At 73.2% G+C, this 15,332-nt stretch carries 15 protein-coding genes; 5 read left to right on the top strand and 10 right to left on the bottom strand.

Annotated features, from left to right (window positions below; translation table 11 throughout):
* Window positions 1-24: 24 nt before the first annotated feature.
* The 4 genes from ACFQO7_RS21160 to ACFQO7_RS21145 form a co-directional block, all read right to left on the bottom strand.
* Complete coding sequence (locus ACFQO7_RS21160) at window positions 25-267, bottom strand: hypothetical protein (protein WP_376807953.1); 243 nt, start codon at window positions 265-267, stop codon at window positions 25-27.
* A 17-nt stretch (window positions 268-284) separates the two neighbouring features.
* A complete protein-coding gene (locus ACFQO7_RS21155; RefSeq protein ID WP_376807952.1) occupies window positions 285-1,040 on the bottom strand; it encodes an SDR family oxidoreductase in 756 nt (251 codons plus the stop codon).
* Window positions 1,041-1,130: 90 nt separating this feature from the next.
* On the bottom strand, window positions 1,131-2,033 hold the full coding sequence (locus ACFQO7_RS21150; RefSeq protein WP_376807951.1) for an RNA polymerase sigma-70 factor: 903 nt from the start codon (window positions 2,031-2,033) through the stop codon (window positions 1,131-1,133).
* Between the two features lie 68 nt (window positions 2,034-2,101).
* Window positions 2,102-2,563: a DUF5997 family protein gene (locus ACFQO7_RS21145; protein WP_376807950.1), complete on the bottom strand. Its 462-nt coding sequence runs from the start codon at window positions 2,561-2,563 to the stop codon at window positions 2,102-2,104.
* Between the two features lie 155 nt (window positions 2,564-2,718).
* On the opposite strand from ACFQO7_RS21145, the gene ACFQO7_RS21140 reads away from it, so the two are divergent.
* Entirely contained in the window at window positions 2,719-3,462 is a 744-nt protein-coding gene (locus ACFQO7_RS21140; RefSeq protein ID WP_376807949.1) for a LysR substrate-binding domain-containing protein, read from the top strand.
* A 48-nt stretch (window positions 3,463-3,510) separates the two neighbouring features.
* Here the strand turns inward: ACFQO7_RS21140 and ACFQO7_RS21135 are convergent, their stop codons facing one another.
* Together ACFQO7_RS21135 and ACFQO7_RS21130 are read right to left on the bottom strand one after the other, a co-directional pair.
* Window positions 3,511-4,494: an Acg family FMN-binding oxidoreductase gene (locus tag ACFQO7_RS21135; RefSeq protein ID WP_376807948.1), complete on the bottom strand. Its 984-nt coding sequence runs from the start codon at window positions 4,492-4,494 to the stop codon at window positions 3,511-3,513.
* A 217-nt stretch (window positions 4,495-4,711) separates the two neighbouring features.
* A complete protein-coding gene (locus ACFQO7_RS21130; RefSeq protein ID WP_376807947.1) occupies window positions 4,712-5,038 on the bottom strand; it encodes a hypothetical protein in 327 nt (108 codons plus the stop codon).
* Between the two features lie 168 nt (window positions 5,039-5,206).
* Here ACFQO7_RS21130 and ACFQO7_RS21125 point away from each other — a divergent pair, with 168 nt between their 5' ends.
* The 3 genes from ACFQO7_RS21125 (at window position 5,207) to ACFQO7_RS21115 (ending at window position 10,055) form a co-directional block, all read left to right on the top strand.
* The gene (locus ACFQO7_RS21125; RefSeq protein WP_376807946.1) at window positions 5,207-5,851 is read left to right on the top strand and encodes a hypothetical protein; all 645 of its coding nucleotides are present in this window, start codon (window positions 5,207-5,209) and stop codon (window positions 5,849-5,851) included.
* A gap of 181 nt (window positions 5,852-6,032) precedes the next feature.
* Window positions 6,033-9,443 carry a S8 family serine peptidase gene (locus ACFQO7_RS21120; protein ID WP_376807945.1) on the top strand — a complete coding sequence of 1,137 codons (3,411 nt, stop codon included), beginning with the start codon at window positions 6,033-6,035 and terminating at the stop codon, window positions 9,441-9,443.
* A gap of 297 nt (window positions 9,444-9,740) precedes the next feature.
* Window positions 9,741-10,055 carry an LLM class oxidoreductase gene (locus tag ACFQO7_RS21115; RefSeq protein WP_376807944.1) on the top strand — a complete coding sequence of 105 codons (315 nt, stop codon included), beginning with the start codon at window positions 9,741-9,743 and terminating at the stop codon, window positions 10,053-10,055.
* A 5-nt stretch (window positions 10,056-10,060) separates the two neighbouring features.
* On the opposite strand, the gene ACFQO7_RS21110 is transcribed toward ACFQO7_RS21115, so the two are convergent.
* The 4 genes from ACFQO7_RS21110 to ACFQO7_RS21095 all read right to left on the bottom strand — a co-directional run bounded on the left by ACFQO7_RS21110 (window position 10,061) and on the right by ACFQO7_RS21095 (window position 12,967).
* Window positions 10,061-10,471, bottom strand: a complete 411-nt coding sequence (locus tag ACFQO7_RS21110) for a tautomerase family protein (protein ID WP_376807971.1) — start codon at window positions 10,469-10,471, stop codon at window positions 10,061-10,063.
* A gap of 117 nt (window positions 10,472-10,588) precedes the next feature.
* Window positions 10,589-10,942, bottom strand: coding sequence for a UBP-type zinc finger domain-containing protein (locus tag ACFQO7_RS21105; RefSeq protein ID WP_376807943.1), 354 nt, complete (start codon window positions 10,940-10,942; stop codon window positions 10,589-10,591).
* Between the two features lie 185 nt (window positions 10,943-11,127).
* Window positions 11,128-12,201 (bottom strand): LLM class flavin-dependent oxidoreductase, encoded by a 1,074-nt coding sequence (locus ACFQO7_RS21100; protein WP_376807942.1) that lies wholly within the window; start codon window positions 12,199-12,201, stop codon window positions 11,128-11,130.
* Window positions 12,202-12,343: 142 nt separating this feature from the next.
* On the bottom strand, window positions 12,344-12,967 hold the full coding sequence (locus ACFQO7_RS21095) for a TetR/AcrR family transcriptional regulator (RefSeq protein WP_376807941.1): 624 nt from the start codon (window positions 12,965-12,967) through the stop codon (window positions 12,344-12,346).
* 122 nt (window positions 12,968-13,089) lie between these two features.
* On the opposite strand from ACFQO7_RS21095, the gene ACFQO7_RS21090 reads away from it, so the two are divergent.
* Complete coding sequence (locus ACFQO7_RS21090) at window positions 13,090-15,321, top strand: glycoside hydrolase family 3 C-terminal domain-containing protein (RefSeq protein ID WP_376807940.1); 2,232 nt, start codon at window positions 13,090-13,092, stop codon at window positions 15,319-15,321.
* Window positions 15,322-15,332: the final 11 nt, after the last annotated feature.

The raw sequence follows: 15,332 nt of genomic DNA, 5'->3' as shown, positions 1-15,332 counted from the left end.
TCTGGTTGAGCAGATGGCCCGCTGTCATGCCCGCCCCCGGCTGCCGTCGTCGGGCCGGGCGGTGTCCTCCACGGCCTCCACCGCGCCGAGCAGGTTGCGCAGGCCGACCTCCTCGCTCTGGGTGTACGCCGGATCGAGCATCCACTCGTCCATGGGCACCTCGACGGCCTGCTCCTCGGGCAGGCTCGCCGCGGCCTGGGCCAGTTCGGCCCTGACCTCGGTCTCGAGGTCGTGCAGGAAGGCGTTGTCGCCGGTCGGGGTGTTCATCGTTCCTCCAGGACGGTTCATTTCGTGGTGCCGTCGCGGCCCGGCCAGTCGCGGTAGCGGATCTCGCCGAGCGCCGCGCCGTCGCCGGGCAGCAGGGTCCGCTCGCCCAGTTCGGCGCCGAAGTAGGCGGCGTGCGGGTCGGTGACGACCTGTCGCGGATCGTTGCGGCCGGCCAGGGCGTCGCGGAAGAACTCGTCCATGCGGACCGGTTCGGGTCCGGCCACCTCGACCGTCGCGTTCAGCGGCGCACCGACCGCGACCCGGCCGACGGCCCGGGCCACCTCGTCGCTCGCGATGGGCTGGAACAGCACCGGCGCGAAGTGCACGGTGTCGCCGTCCGTGCCCGCGTCGGCCATGCTCTTCACGAACTCGAAGAACTGCGTCGCGTGCACGATCGAGTACGGGACCGGCGAGTTCTCGATCAGCTCTTCCTGGGCGCTCTTGGCCCGGAAGTAGCCGCTGGCCTGCAGCCGGTCGGTGCCGACCACGGACAGGGCCACGTGGTGCCGGACGCCCGCCGCCGCCTCGGCGGCCAGCAGGTTGCGGGTCGAGGTGGTGAAGAAGTCCATCACCGCGGCGTCTTCGAACGACGGCGAGTTCGACACGTCGATCACCACGTCCGCACCGGTCAGGGCGTCGGCCAGGCCCTCGCCGGTGAGGGTGTTCACGCCGGTGTTCGGGGAGGCGGCCACCGCTTCGTGGCCGTGCTCGCCGAGCTTGGACACCAGCTTCGAGCCGATCAGGCCGGTGCCGCCGATCACCACGATCTTCATAGCGTCCTCCCGTTCGCCGGGACGGCCGGTCGCCGCCCGCTACCAGCTAAGACAGGGCAGCTGTAGCTCCTGTGACAGCCCTCAAGACGATCATGCGGGTCTGGCGGTGGAGATCCGGGCTAGTTTGGCGGGGTTCATCACCCACATGACCTGGTCGATACCCTCCGGCGTGGCATGGATCGCCGCGAGCGCGACGCTGACGCCGTCCCGGGAGATCAGCACCGCGGGCCCGCCGTTGGCCTCGATCCAGGTGAACTCGGCCCCGGTCCAGAAGTGCGGGGCGAACGCCACGATGAACTTCGCCACCGTCGTCCGGCCGACGACCGGGATACGGGCGGCGCGTACGGCTCCGCCGCTGTCGGAGTAGCTGACGACGTCGGAGGCGAGCAGCTCCTCCAGCGCGGCGAAGTCGCCCGTGCGGGCCGCGGTCAGGAACGCGCTCAGCAGCGGCCGCTGCTCGGCCGGGCGCACGGACTCGCGCGGGGAGTCGGCGACCCGTTTACGGGCCCGGCTGACCAGCTGGCGGGCGCTGTCCTCGGTCGCCTGGACGATGTCGGCGATCTGCCGGTACGGGTAGCTGAACGCCTCCCGCAGCACGTACGCGGCCCGCTCGGTCGGCGTCAGCTTCTCCATCAGGACCAGCATCGCCATCTCCAGGGCTTCGCCCCGTTCCGCCCCTAAAGCCGGATCTGCGCTGGTATCGACCGGCTCGGGCAGCCACGGCCCGATGTAGGTCTCCCGGCGGGCACGGGCCGACTGCGCGGCGTTGATCGCCAACCGGGTCGTCGTCGTGGCGAGGAACGCGCCCGGATCCCGCACCGTGTCGCGGTCGTAGGCCTGCCAGCGCAGCCAGGCCTCCTGCACGATGTCCTCGGCCTCGGCCGCGCTGCCCAGCATGCGGTAGGCGATGCCGAACAGGCGCGGGCGCAGGCTCGCGAACACCGAGGCAGCCTCTTCGAGAGCGGCCGCCGACGGATCGCCCAGAGCCGGCACCCATCCATGCTAACGATCTTTTCCCGGCCGGGTCCGTGCTTCGCCGCTGGTGGACGACCCGCCGGCCGTCACCGCCGCGCGGTGCGCCCGCCCCGGGACGTCGGGCTCTTGCGGCGCTCGGGGCGCTTCGCCGGGGCCGCGGGCTTCGCCGCCGGCTCCTGCTCCTGCCGTTCCTTGAGCCGCTTCTGCTCACGCAGCACCTCGGCGTGCGTGGCGCGTTCGGCGATCAGCCACTCCGGCGGGTCCGCGACCAGCTCCGCGATCTGCGCGGTGGTGAGCGCCTCGGTGATGCCAGCGCGGGCCAGCCCGCTGTTGGACACCCGCAGGCGAGCGGCGACCACGTTGCGTGGGTGCGGGCCGTCGCGGCGCAGGTCGGACAGCCACTGCGGAGGGTTGCGCTGCAGCTCGTCGAGCTCCTCGCGCGAAACCAAGCTCTCCTGGAACTCCTTCGGCGTGGACGGCAGGTACACATCCAGCTTCAGCGCCGCCGTGGCGGCCTTCATCACCTGGGGCTTCTTGGACTTGGTCACCGCCTCAGCCTAACGGTCGGGTAGGTCGCCGCTGACCGCGGTGCCTGCCGTCCCCGGTCCGGGGACACCGGGCTCCCGGTACCCTGACCAGGTTGCGCCAACCGCAGCGCTGCCCGTACGCCGGTGCCTGGCCGGTCGACGCTTCGGAGGTAACCGTGACCGACCCCGAGGACGCCCGTCCCGTGTTCCGCCTGCTGGCCGTGCCCGGCGTCACCGTCGACAAGTGGGCCCGGGTCTGGTCCGAGCGCCGGCCGAAGGTCGAGCTGCGGGTGGAGCCCGCCGAGGCGGCCGAGGCCGCCGCGCTGCTGGCGGTGGAGGCCGACGCCGGACTGCTCCGGACGCCGGTCGACCAGGACGTCTTCCACGCCATCCCGCTGTACACCGAGGTGACGGTCGTCGTGGTGCAGCGCGATCACCTGCTGTCGGCCGCCGACGAGCTGACCGTCGCCGACCTCGCCGACGAGATGCTGCTGAGCCCCTTGGACGACGTGATCGACTGGACCGGTGTGCCGGGCGCCCCGGCCGTCCTCGATCACCGCCCGGACACCACGGCCGACGCGGTCGAACTCGTGGCCGCCGGCGTCGGCGTGCTGGTCGTGCCGCAGTCGCTGGCCCGTGCCCACCACCGCCGCGACCTCACCTACCGGGTGGTCACCGACGCCCCGACGTCGTCGATCGGGCTCGTGTGGGCCCGCGACCGGTACACCGACCTGGTCGAGGAGATGATCGGGATCGTCCGGGGCCGGACCGCGAACAGCACCCGCGGCCGCACCCAGCCCGAACCGCCCGCCCGCCCGGCGGCCAAGGCCGCGCCTCGCGCCACTCCCCCGTCAGGCCGGACGCCCACACGGCGCGGCGGACCCAGCCCCCGCACGTCCCCGAAGCGGCGCGGCCGCTGAAGGCCTGGCCCGCGGCGTCGCCCGCTCAGGCGCGCAGACGGGTGAGCGTCACCGCCCCGGCGGATTGATCGACTCCTCGTGGGAACGGCGGGTGGTGGCAGGCGGCGCTCCGGGCGGGGCATGGCCGACCCGGACGCACACCTGCGGCTCGCCGAGGCCCGGCAGCAGCCGGCGCAGCTCGTCGCGGGTGTCGGCGACCTCGGTGACGTCACTGATCGGCGCGCTGCCCAGGCCGTGCACTGCGGCGGTGAGCAGCATCGCGGACAGCGCCTGCCCGGCCCGCAGCCACGCCGACGGGGTGTCGTCGTCGGTGAAGACGATCAGGTAGCGGGCTCCCGCGTCGGTGTCGCGGCCGGGGTGCATGGTCTGGCCGCCGAACGGCGCGTAGTCGCGGATCGGCACCCGCCGCTGCACCGCCCGTACCGTGGTCTCGGTGGGCACACCCTCGCCGCTCCACGGCGGACGGTGCGTCCAGTCGGCGAGTTCGGCCCGGTAGTCGGCATCGGACAGCTGCAGGGCGCCGGCCCGCACGGCCGCCATGGCCAGCACCGGGATCTGGTCGATGTCGACCAGGTGGACGTGGGCGTGCTCCCGCTCGCCCGCGAGGATCAGCGCCCAGCAGGCGGCCTCGGTCACCGGCTCGGACGTGAACGGCCGGCGGTCCGTGCGGCGACGCTTGATCGCCGCGTAGGTCTGCAGCTCGGCCAGCTGCGGCCGATGCGGGCCGACGATGCGCAGCTCGGCGAGCAGGTCCGGGTCGGCCGGGTCGGGTAGCTGCCGCACCTGCGCGTCGTGTCCGGCCGCGGCCAGGGCGGTGCGGGCGTGGTGCAGCGCGGCCCCGCAGCTGACGGTCAGCAGCCTGCCGGCCGGATCGGCGACCGGGAGAAGGCGCTGGCGGTCGGCGTACAGGCGCAGCCCGTCCGGGCCGGCGTGCCAGCGCCACGGCTGGGTGTTGAAGACCGACGGCGCGGCGAGCGCGGTGCGGGCCGCGTCGCGCAGCGCCTGTTCGCGGTTCGTCTCGACTGCTGTCATGCCCTCACTGTCCGCCCGGCGCGGCGCGGCGGGCAGTGCCGGCGGGCCCGTGGCGGGCGGGGCGAGGGTCCCGGCCGGTGACAGGTCTTTGGTCCCTACCCGGGAGGGGCGGCCGGAGCGGAGAATGCGGTGGCCCGTGTGTTCCTGCTCGACGACCACGAGATCCGGACATCCTGCCGTTCGAGCAGGTCGTCACCGCAACTGAGGTACGCGGGAATCAGCTGTCGTCGACCACGTTTCCGTCGCGGTCATGGACCGTCGCCGCCTCCATGAGGGCGTCGTGCCATGACCGCTCCTCGTCGGTGCCGGTACGCCAGCCGTCGCCGCGCGTCTCCCACATCGCGACGAGCCCGAGCAGCTCCTCCCCGGTTCCGGCGCTGAACAGGCGGCCGTCCTTGAGAGCGGTGTATTCGGCCGTGTACTCGCCGGGCCCGTCCAGCAGGTAGCTCAGCTCGACCGCGTAGCCCTTCGCGCGCAGGGCGAACAACGCCGGACCGCCGGTGTTTCCCGCCACCCGGATCACGACCCGGTGCTCCCCGCTCAACTGCCGGGCCCCTTTCGGCGAATGCGCAGCTCCACAAAGGATAGGCGGGTCCACGGTCCGCGCGACGGGGAGTCTTTGGTCCCGTCACGAGGGGCCGTCGAACTCTGCTGTGACCGGTGTGACGGGCGGGACTCTGTGTGCAGACCCCCGACGTCCAAGGAGACGACCGTGAAGCGCAGGACCCTCGACCTCATGTTCAGCCTCGGCGGCGTGGCCATCGCCATCCTGCTGACCGTCGCCGGCGTCGTGCTGTCGGCCAACGCGAACTTCGCCAACACCTACGTCGCCGACCAGCTCACCCAGCAGAACATCACGTTCAAGACCCTGGACACCCTCACCCCGGAGGAGCGCGAGCAGCCGGGCCTGGTCGAGTACGCCGGGCAGAAGATGACCACCGGCAAGCAGGCCGAGGTGTACGCCAACGAGTTCATCGGCCTGCACCTGAAGAACACCGCGGGCGGCAAGACCTACGCCGACCTCGGCGTCCCGCAGGCGCAGCTGCGCACCCAGGTGGCCGACGCGGCCAAGAACAACGACCCGAACCTCGCCGCGCTGCAGCAGCAGCTGGCCGACGTCACCGCCCAGCGGGAGACCGTGTTCAAGGGCGAGACGCTGCGGGGCCTGCTGCTGACCACCTACGGGTTCAGCGAGTTCGGCGTCAAGGCGGGCCAGGCCGCACTGGTCGCCTACCTCGCCGCCCTGGTGCTGGCGCTGCTGTCGATCGCCGGCTTCATCCACGCCTTCACGACGCCGCGAACCGTGGCCTTCGCCCCGGTCGAGGGTGCCCCGAACCGCGAGCGGATCGACGCCTGACCCACCGATACCTGGGCGGCCCGCCGGCTTGGCGGGCCGCCCAGCCGTCTGCCCAGCCGATTCGCAGCGGATCACGGCAATTCTGCGGACTCGTACAACCATGCGTCACCCGGGCTCCGTTATGGACAGAGGTGCGCCGGTCACTCCCTCGACGGCGGCCTCGATCCCGAAAGGAGTCGGTGTGTTCCACATCAGACCCCGAAATCTCCTGCTCGCGCTGCCGATCGCGGTGCTCGTCGCGTCGGTCGGCGGCGCGGGCACCGGTGCCGCCGAGCAACCCGCCGGGACCGCGACCGCGGCTCCCACCCCGCTGCCGGCCGGCAAGCAGTACACGGTGACGTTGCTGACCGGCGACGTGGTGACGGTGCAGACGCGGCAGCAGGGCTGCCCGCTGGTCTCGGTCCGGCCGGCGAAGCCGAGCGGTGTGCTTCAGCGCAGCTGCGGCCCCGACGGGCACGTCCGGGTCGTGCCGGGGCAGGCCGCGGCGCTGATCGGAACGGTGCTGGACGAGGCGCTGTTCGACGTGACCACCCTGATCCTCGACGGCTACGACGACGCGCGGGCCAAGGACATCCCGCTGATCGTGCGACAGGGCGGCGGCACGCAGGCCCGGGGGTCGCTGACCGCCGGTCTGGGTCGCACCCGCACGCTGGCGAGCATCGGGGCGGTGGCGGGACGGCACCCCAAGGCGAAGTCGGCCGACTTCACGAACACGCTGGCGCAGCTGGGCACCGCCCGTACGGTCGCCGGTTCCGGCACCCGGGTGTGGCTGGACCGGCGGGTGCGTACGACGGCGGAGGCGGGCGGCGCGGGCCTCGACGCGAACCTGCGCCAGGTGCAGGCGCCGCAGGCCTGGGCGGCGGGCTTCACCGGCCGCGGCACGAAGGTGGCGGTGCTCGACACGGGCGTCGACTTCACCCACCCCGACCTCAAGGGGCGCGTAGCCCAGTGGGCCGACTTCAGCACGCAGGACGGTGACGGCGTCGACCGCTTCGGACACGGCACCCATGTCGCGGCGACCATCGCGGGCACGGGCGCGGCCTCCGGCGGTGCGCGGCGCGGGGTCGCCCCCGGGGCGGAGCTGCTGATCGGCAAGGTGCTCGACGACTCCGGGTACGGCACCGATTCGCAGATCATCGCCGGGATGGAGTGGGCCGCCCCGCGCGCCGACGTGATCAACATGAGCCTGGGCGGCTGGGAGCCGAGCGACGGCACCGACCCGCTGTCGCTGGCCGTGGACGCGCTGACCGAGCAGCACGGCGCACTGTTCGTGGTGGCCGCGGGCAACGACGGCCCGGCCGACGGCACCGTGTCGTCGCCCGCCGCGGCGGCGTCCGCGCTGACCGTCGGCGCGGTGGACGCCGCCGACGTGCCGGCGGACTTCTCCGGCCGCGGCCCGCTGGTCAACACGTGGGCGGCCAAGCCTGAGCTGGTCGCGCCGGGCGTCGACATCGTCGCCGCTCGCGCGGCGGGCACCGGGATCGGCGACGTGATCGACGCCCGCTACACGGCGGTCTCCGGGACCTCGATGGCGGCCCCGCATGTCGCGGGCGCGGCAGCGATCCTGGCGCAGCGGCACCCGGACTGGAAGCCCGCGCAGTACAAGGCGGCGCTGGTCGGCGCGAGCGAGCCGCTGACCGGTGCTGACCCGTACACGGTCGGCGCGGGCAGGCTGAACGTCGCACGGGCGCTGCACGGCGCGGTCAGCGAGCAGCCGGTCGTCAACCTCGGCACGTTCCCGTATCCGCAGTCGGGCACCGCGCGCACGACGCTGTCGTGGTCGAACACCGCGACCGAGCCCGCCAAGCTGCGATTCAGCGTGGCCGTGGCCGACCGGAACGGCACGACCGTGCGACGCGCGGCAACCCTGTCGGCGTCGGCGGCGGTCGTCGCACCGGGCGCGAAGGCGTCGGTCGGCCTGCGGATCGACCGGTCCCGGCTCGCGGCCTCGCCGGGGCTGTACACGGCCGTGGTCACCGCGCACACGTTCGGCGGAGGGTTCGTGTCCAGCACCCCGGTGACCTTCTACGTGGAGCCGCCCACCCACGAGCTGACGCTGACCTCCACCGCCCTGCCGCAGACCCCCGAGGGCGCGGACGTCTGGGTCACCGCGGTCGTGGTGAACCTCGACGACCGGGCGCTGTACGCGCGGCGCTGGGAGGTCCCGCTCGGCGAGACCGTGCCGCTGCGGGTGCCAGCCGGCCGGTACAGCGTGCTGGCCTCGATCTGGGACATGCACGAGTCGGCCTGGCGGATGGGCCTGGCCGGTGATCCCGACGTGGCGGTCGGCGCGGACACCTCCCTGGTGCTCGACGGGTCGCGGGCCAAGCCGGTGACGGCGACCGTGGACGGGGTCGAGACGGTCGCGAACGCCGTCGGGCTCACCTACGAGCAGACGCCCCGGCACGGGCCGGGTTGGTCCGACTACGCGTTCGCGTGGGGTGAGGACGCGCGCAAGGGCAGCGTGTTCGCGACCCCGGCGGCCGGGCCGGGCATCGGCACGTTCGCCGCGTACGCCTCGTACTCGCTGGTGGCGCCCGGTGACGGGCCGAGCCCGTACCTGTACGACCTGATCCGCCCGCTGGGCAGCGGCATCCCGGACGATCTCGCCTACCGGGTCGGCGCGGCCGAACAGGCCCGGCTCGCCCGCATCGACCAGCGCTTCCACCTGTTCGACATCGCGGACACCTTCGCCGGGCACAAGCGGTACGGGTACAGCCCGTCCGGCGGGTACATCGCCGAGGCCGACACCGACGGCCTGTCGGGCGATCGCGTCGACTACGTCACCCCGGGCTTCGCCTGGAAGGACGAGGCGTTCTTCAACGCCAACGTCGGCTACGGCGTGGTGACTCAGGAGTCTCAGCGCACGTACGAGCCGGGCAGCAGGCAGCAGAAGGTGTGGGCGCGCCAGCCGCTGCGGCCGGACTGGTACGACGATCCGGTGCCGTCGTCGAGCGGCTGCGTGCCCGCGCCCGTGCGGCGCACGCGCGGCAACCTGCACGTCGAACTGGTCGACCTGACCGACGAGCACCAGCGTTTCGACTGCCTGGGCTGGGGTGACGGCTGGTCGGCGACGACCCGGACGCTGACCCTGCACCGCAACGGCGTCCTGCTGGGGCAGCATCCGGAGTCGTTCGGCGACTTCGCCGTCCCGGCGGCGGCTGGCGCCTACCGGCTCACGTACGACCTGGACGCGAGCGCCCTGCTGCCGGTCTCCACCCAGGTGACCACGGCGTGGACGTTCCGGTCGACGGGGCCCGCGGGCACCGGCAGCGCCCCGGTGGCGCTGCTGTCGGTCGACTACGCGCTGCCGCTGGACGTCGCGAACCGGCCCACCGGCGGTGTCGCCGCGTTCCAGGTCCGCCAGGCGCACGGCGTGCCCCGGCAGAACGTCACGTCGTTCCGGCTGTGGACCTCGTTGGACGACGGCGCCACCTGGCAGCCGGCGGCCGTGACGGCTCATGGTGACGGCTTCGGCGCGACGCTGCCGACGCCGTCGGCCGGGCAGGCGGTGTCGTTGCGGGTCAAGGTCGAGGCCTCCGCGGGCAGCGCGGTGGAGCAGACCATCATCCGGGCGTATCGCGCCGGCTGACGAACGTTTCCGGTGCACGTGCCGGGCTGGGCGGATGCCTGGCCCGGCACGTTTTCGACCGGCGAATCCCACTAATTGGAACTCCTATTTCGCCGATAGGATATGTGGGATAGCGTCTCCGGCATGACCACTCGGCAGACCCCGCTCGACGCCACCGCCGTCGCGGTGTCGCGGGGCTGCTGCCGTTGCTGGACCACCGCCCGCGGCTGCTGCTGAGCGGCACCGCCTCCTTTCGCGACGAAGCCGACCACCGGCTGCCGCTTCTCTCCCCGATCCACGGCCGCGCCCTGCCGCGCCGTGCTCGTCCACGCCCGGCCGACGCGTACCCGTCGCCGGGACGAACTCTCATGCCCCTGCGCTGGCGGGCAGCGGCGGCTGCTCGACCTCGCCGCTCGGGGCGAGGTGCTCGACGAGAACCTGTACACGGCTCCCGGCCGGTTCGGCGGCGGCGGTGCGGCCACCACCTGGCTGGTCGGGTCGGCGCAGGACGTGGCGCGGTCACTGCGCAGGTATCAGCAGCTCGGGGTCACCCACTTCGTGCTGTCCGACACGCCCTACCTGCCGGAGATCAGGCGGCAGGGCGACCGACTACTGCCGTTGCTACGCGGGTGACCGGGCTATTGGGCCGCGAGGGCGACCAGGTCGGCGAAGCGCACGATCTTGCCGCCCGCGGCCCAGGTGCCGTCCGGCTGTTCGTGGATGAGCACCCAGACGCGCTGGGCGTCGGCGTCGGTCAGGCCCGCCGCGTCCAGCACGGCGGTCGTGATCTCGCCGACGAGCCCGGCCTTGCGGCGTTCGGACAGCGCGCCGACCGGAACGGTGATCTCCACCCGGAACCTGGGGGCGTCGTCCTCGGCGGTGGTCTGCGCCCCGGCGGGCAGCTCGTGCAGGTAGGTCCAGGCCAGGCTGCGGAACAGGGGGTTGTCCGGTGCGCCCTCCCAGCGCAGCAGCACCGTGGCCAGGGTCTTCTGGATGCTGTCGCGGCCGGCGGGCGTGAGCGCGCCCGCCGGCGCGGTGAGCTGGATCATCGGCACGGGAGACTCCTGAGGCGTGTACGGCAGTCCATGACGAGTGTCATCGTGCCAGTTCCACCGGAAGCCGAGCGCTCGGTGCTGTCGGCCGCCCGAGGAACTCCCCGGCCGCAGTCACGGATGGAGTTTGGCCTGCCAGTCGGCCGGCACCCGGCCGCGAGGCCCCGGCGCGGGCTGGTCGACCGGGCGGTGGGTGGGCGACGCGAGCGCGGGACCGTGCATGAACGACTCGGTCCGGTAGTCCCAGAACCAGTCCTCGCCCGGTTCGAAGCTGCAGATGACGGAATGCCCGCTCGCTTTGGCATGACCGGTCGCGTGCTGGGCCGGGGAGTTGTCGCAGCAGCCGATGTGGCCGCAGGCCGTGCAGCGTCTCAGGTGGAACCACCACCCGCCGGTCTGGTCGCATTCCACGCAGCCCGCGCCGCTCGGCGGGACGCTCGGATCGATGGCGGTCTCGTCGTATTTCATCGTGTACCTGCCCAGCGCGGCAGCATGTGCGGCTCCCGCATGTCCAGGATGCCAGGCCCGCCGTTCCGCCGCAGCCGGACGGCGGTCGCCCGCCAAGATCGCTCGACTTGCCGGGCAGGTGGGCGAAAGCGCGCTCAAGATACGCACAGGTGCCGGGCAAGTCGAGCGATCTCGGGACGCGGCGGTCAGGCCGGGGCGGTGCGGACCAGGGGGAGCACGTGCTCGCCGACGCGGCGGGCCTCCTCCAGGTGCGGCCACGCGGACAGGATGAACTCGTCGACGCCGAGCGCCGCGTACTCGCTGAGCCGCTCGGCGACCTCGGTGTAGCTGCCGACCAGGGCGGTGCCCGCGCCTTCCCGGACCAGGCCCACCCCGGCCCACAGGTTCGGCGCGATGACCAGGCCGTCGGCCCGGCCGCCGTGCAGGGCGGCCATGCGCGCCTGGCCGACCGACTCCATCCGGGCGAAACGCTGCTGCGCGGCGGCGATGCGCTCGGGGTCCATGCCCGACAGCAGCCGGTCGGCCTCGGCCCAGGCCTCCTGCGCGGTGGGCCGGGCGATGACGTGGATGCGCACGCCCAGCCGCAGGGCGCGGCCGTTCTCGGCGGCCAGGGCGCGCATCCGGGCGGCCCGCTCGCCGATCGCCGCCGGCGGTTCGCCCCACATCAGGTACACGTCGGACAGCCGGGCCGCGACCTGCTCGGCGGCGGCGGACGCGCCACCGAAGTAGATCGGCGGGGCCGGGTCCAGCGCCGCGCCGAAGCCGCCGCCCTCGACCCGGTAGTGCCCGCCGGAAAAGTCGAAGCGCTCCCCCGCCCAGCAGCGCCGGATGACGTCCAGACACTCCGCGGTGCGGTCGTAGCGCGCGTCATGGTCGAGGAAGTCGCCGTACGCGCGCTGCTCCGCGCCGTCGCCGCCGGTCACCGCGTTGAGGGCCAGCCGCCCGCCGGACATCTCCTGGAACGCCTCGGCCTGCTGGGCGATGAGCGTGGGCAGCGCGAATCCGGTCCGGAACGCGACGAGCAGCTTGAGCCGCTCGGTGTGCTGGGCGACCGCGGCGCACACGATCCATGGGTCGGGGCAGGCCGCGCCGACCGGGGTCAGCGCAGCGGTGAAGCCCGACTGCTCGGCCGCCCGGGCGACGTCGGCGAGGTAGCCGATCGACGCCGTACGCGCGTGCCGGGCCGCGCCCGCCGCGACGGTGGCCGCGCCGACCTCGTGGCCGTCGCCCGACGTGGGCAGGAACCAGTGGAACGTCATCTGTGCTCTCCTCGGCTACCGGCCGGCTCTTTCCCACATCTCCGACCGGATTGCTAGCCTATTCGCCGCGAACCGAACACGGTAGATCACAAGGCGATCATTCCTCGCCACCGGCGCGGCGGTGCGTCGACCGGGAACCCGGTCACCGGTCGGCGAACAGCAGCTCCGCCGCGTCCTCCCAGGCCTGGACCAGGTCGTTGGTGTGCGGGGAGCGCAGCCACTGGATCTGCAGGCCGTCCATCATGGCCATGAGCTGGCGGGCCAGCGCGTGCGGCTCGGCGGTGACGTCCTTGGCGAGCGCGGCGAACACGGCCAGGGTGTGCTCCTGGCGGGCGGCGAAGTAGTCGTGCGCGGGGTGGCTGGGCGCGAGCGACTCGGCTTCCAGGACGGCGAACAGCCGTACGATCTCGGGCTGCCCGGCGTTGCGGCGCACCAGCGCGGCGCACATCCGCCGCAGGTCGACGCCCGGCGGCAGCTCGCCGCCGGCCCACGGGGCGGTGAGGTCGGAGATGCCGAGCTGCGCGGCCAGCGAGCGGGCGTCCTCGGCGTCGCGGTGCTCCAGGACGGCGACCAGCAGGCCGTCCTTGGAGCCGACGTGGTGCAGCAGGCCGGGCACGGTCAGCCCGCACCGGTCGGCGACGTCCTGCATCGACAGGCCCCAGAACCCGCGTTCGGCGATGAGCTCGGCGGTCGCCTCCATGATCTGGCGACGGCGTTGCGCCGCGGGCAGGCGGGCGCGATCCCGCCGGTAGGCCGGCCCGGTCATCGGCACGCCACCTTTCGCTGAGCCTCTTGCCGCGGCGCGGCACAGGCTCTAGGTTACAGCCAAGTTACTACCTACTAGGTGCTAGGTAACGTTCGCCGGAGTCCACCCCAGGGAGGAACCACTTGACCACCGACGCGGGATCATCCCGGCTCACCACCGCCGAGCAGGCCGCGCTCACCAGCGGCGGCGACTTCTGGCACAGCACCGCCGTCGCCGACCTGCCGAAGATCATGCTGACCGACGGGCCGCACGGCGTACGCAAGCAGATCGCCGACGCGGGCCAGCCCGGGCTGCTGGCCAGCGAACCCGCGACGTGTTTCCCGCCCGCGGTGGCCCTGGGCTCGACCTGGGACCCCGACCTGGTCCGCCGGGTCGGCGAGGCGCTCGGCGAGGAGGCCCGCGCCATGGGCGTGTCGGTGCTGCTCGGCCCCGGCATCAACCTCAAGCGCAGCCCGCTCGGCGGCCGCAACTTCGAGTACTACGCAGAAGATCCGCTGCTCACCGGCGTGCTCGCCACCCAGTGGGTACGCGGCCTGCAGAGCCGCGGCGTCGGCGCGTCGCTCAAGCACTTCGCGGTCAACAGCCAGGAGACCGACCGGATGCGGGTCAGCGCCGACGTCGACGAGCGCACCCTGCGCGAGATGTACCTGCGCGCCTTCCAGCGGGTCGTGCAGCAGGCGCAGCCGTGGACCGTGATGTGCTCCTACAACCGGATCAACGGCGTGCACGCCTCGCAGGACCCGTGGCTGCTCACCACGGTGCTGCGCGACGAGTGGGGCTTCGAAGGACTGGTCGTGTCCGACTGGGGCGCGGTCGTCGACCGGGTCGCGGCCGTACGCGCCGGGCTCGACCTGACCATGCCCGGCCCCGACCGCGCCGGAGACGAGGCGCTGGTGCGGGCCGTCGCCGACGGCACGCTCGACCCGGCGGCGCTGGACACCGCCGCCGCGCGGATGCGCGCCCTGGTCGAGCGCTCGGTCGCGGCCCTGGACCCGGCCGCGAGCTACGACGCCGACGCTCACCACGCGCTGGCCCGCGAGGCCGCCGGACGCGGCATCGTGCTGCTCAAGAACGACGGCGACCTGCTGCCGCTGCCCCGCCAGGACATCACGATCGCCGTCATCGGCGAGCACGCCCGCACCCCGCGCTTCCAGGGCGGCGGCAGCTCGCAGATGAACCCGACCCGGCTCGACGACGCGCTGACCGAGATCACCTCGCTGTCCGACGGGCCGGTGCGCTTCGCCGCCGGCTACACCGCCGACGGCGCCGGCGACGAGCGGCTGACCGCCGAGGCCGTGGACACCGCCCGGCACGCCGACGTGGCAGTAGTGTTCATCGGCACCGCCCAGGAGACCGAAGGCGCCGACCGGGACACCCTGGAACTGCCCGCCGCGCAGCTCGCCCTCGTCGCCCGGGTCGCCGCGGTCAACCCGAACACCGTCGTGGTGCTGTCGCACGGCGCGGTCGTGCTCACCAGCCCGTGGGACCGCGACGTGCCCGCGCTCGTCGAGGGCTGGCTGCTCGGCCAGGCCGGCGGCGGGGCGATCGCGGACGTGCTGTTCGGCGTCGTCAACCCGTCCGGGCGGCTCACCGAGACGATCCCGCTCAAACTCGCGCACCACCCCTCCCATCTGGACTTCCCCGGCGAGGCGAGCCACGTGCGCTACGGCGAGGGCATCCACGTCGGCTACCGCGGCTTCGACGCCCGCGAGCAGGAGGTCGCGTACCCGTTCGGCTTCGGCCTGTCCTACACCACGTTCACGTACGGCGATGCCACCGCGACGGCCGACGACGGCGGGATCGAGGTGCGTGTCCGGGTGACCAACACCGGCGGGCGGGACGGGCGCGAGGTCGTGCAGGTGTACGCGAGCCTGCCAGGTTCCCGGGTCCGACGCGCGGTGCGCGAGCTGAAGGGCTTCACCTCGGTCGCGATCGCGGCCGGGGAGACGGCCGACGTGGTGGTCCGGATCGACCGCGACGACCTTGCGTACTGGGACCCGAGCCTGCGCCGCTGGGCCGTCGAGGGCGGCGACTACCTGCTCGCCGTCGGCGCGTCGTCACGTGACCTGCGCTGCACCGTCACCGTGAAGGTCGACGGCGACGACACCCGGGTGCCGCTGACGGCCGAGTCGACGCTCGGTGAGTGGCTGTCCGACCCGCTGGGCGGGCAGGTGCTCGCGCAGGCGTTCGCCGCGGCGGCCGCCCAGGGCGGCGGCGGCCTGATCGGCATGGCCGCCGACCCGCAGATGTTCACCCTGATGGCTGGGGTGCCGTTGAGCCGGATGGCGGCTTTCCCGGGCAGCCCGCTGACCCTCGAAGCGATCGCGCAACTGGTCACCGCGGCCAACCCCTGACCCAAGATCGC

The sequence above is a fragment of the Catellatospora aurea genome (assembly GCF_042663325.1).
Lineage (GTDB): Bacteria > Actinomycetota > Actinomycetes > Mycobacteriales > Micromonosporaceae > Catellatospora > Catellatospora aurea.
This window is presented reverse-complemented; position numbering and strand designations above follow the sequence as displayed.

Bases quoted from the DNA above. Each gene is read 5' to 3' on its own strand.
- ACFQO7_RS21135 (WP_376807948.1), bottom strand. From the start codon at position 4,494: ATGACAGCAGTCGAGACGAACCGCGAACAGGCGCTGCGCGACGCGGCC.
- ACFQO7_RS21095 (WP_376807941.1), bottom strand. From the start codon at position 12,967: ATGACCGGGCCGGCCTACCGGCGGGATCGCGCCCGCCTGCCCGCGGCG.
- ACFQO7_RS21155 (WP_376807952.1), bottom strand. From the start codon at position 1,040: ATGAAGATCGTGGTGATCGGCGGCACCGGCCTGATCGGCTCGAAGCTG.
- ACFQO7_RS21105 (WP_376807943.1), bottom strand. From the start codon at position 10,942: ATGAAATACGACGAGACCGCCATCGATCCGAGCGTCCCGCCGAGCGGC.
- ACFQO7_RS21110 (WP_376807971.1), bottom strand. From the start codon at position 10,471: ATGATCCAGCTCACCGCGCCGGCGGGCGCGCTCACGCCCGCCGGCCGC.
- ACFQO7_RS21100 (WP_376807942.1), bottom strand. From the start codon at position 12,201: ATGACGTTCCACTGGTTCCTGCCCACGTCGGGCGACGGCCACGAGGTC.
- ACFQO7_RS21160 (WP_376807953.1), bottom strand. From the start codon at position 267: ATGAACACCCCGACCGGCGACAACGCCTTCCTGCACGACCTCGAGACC.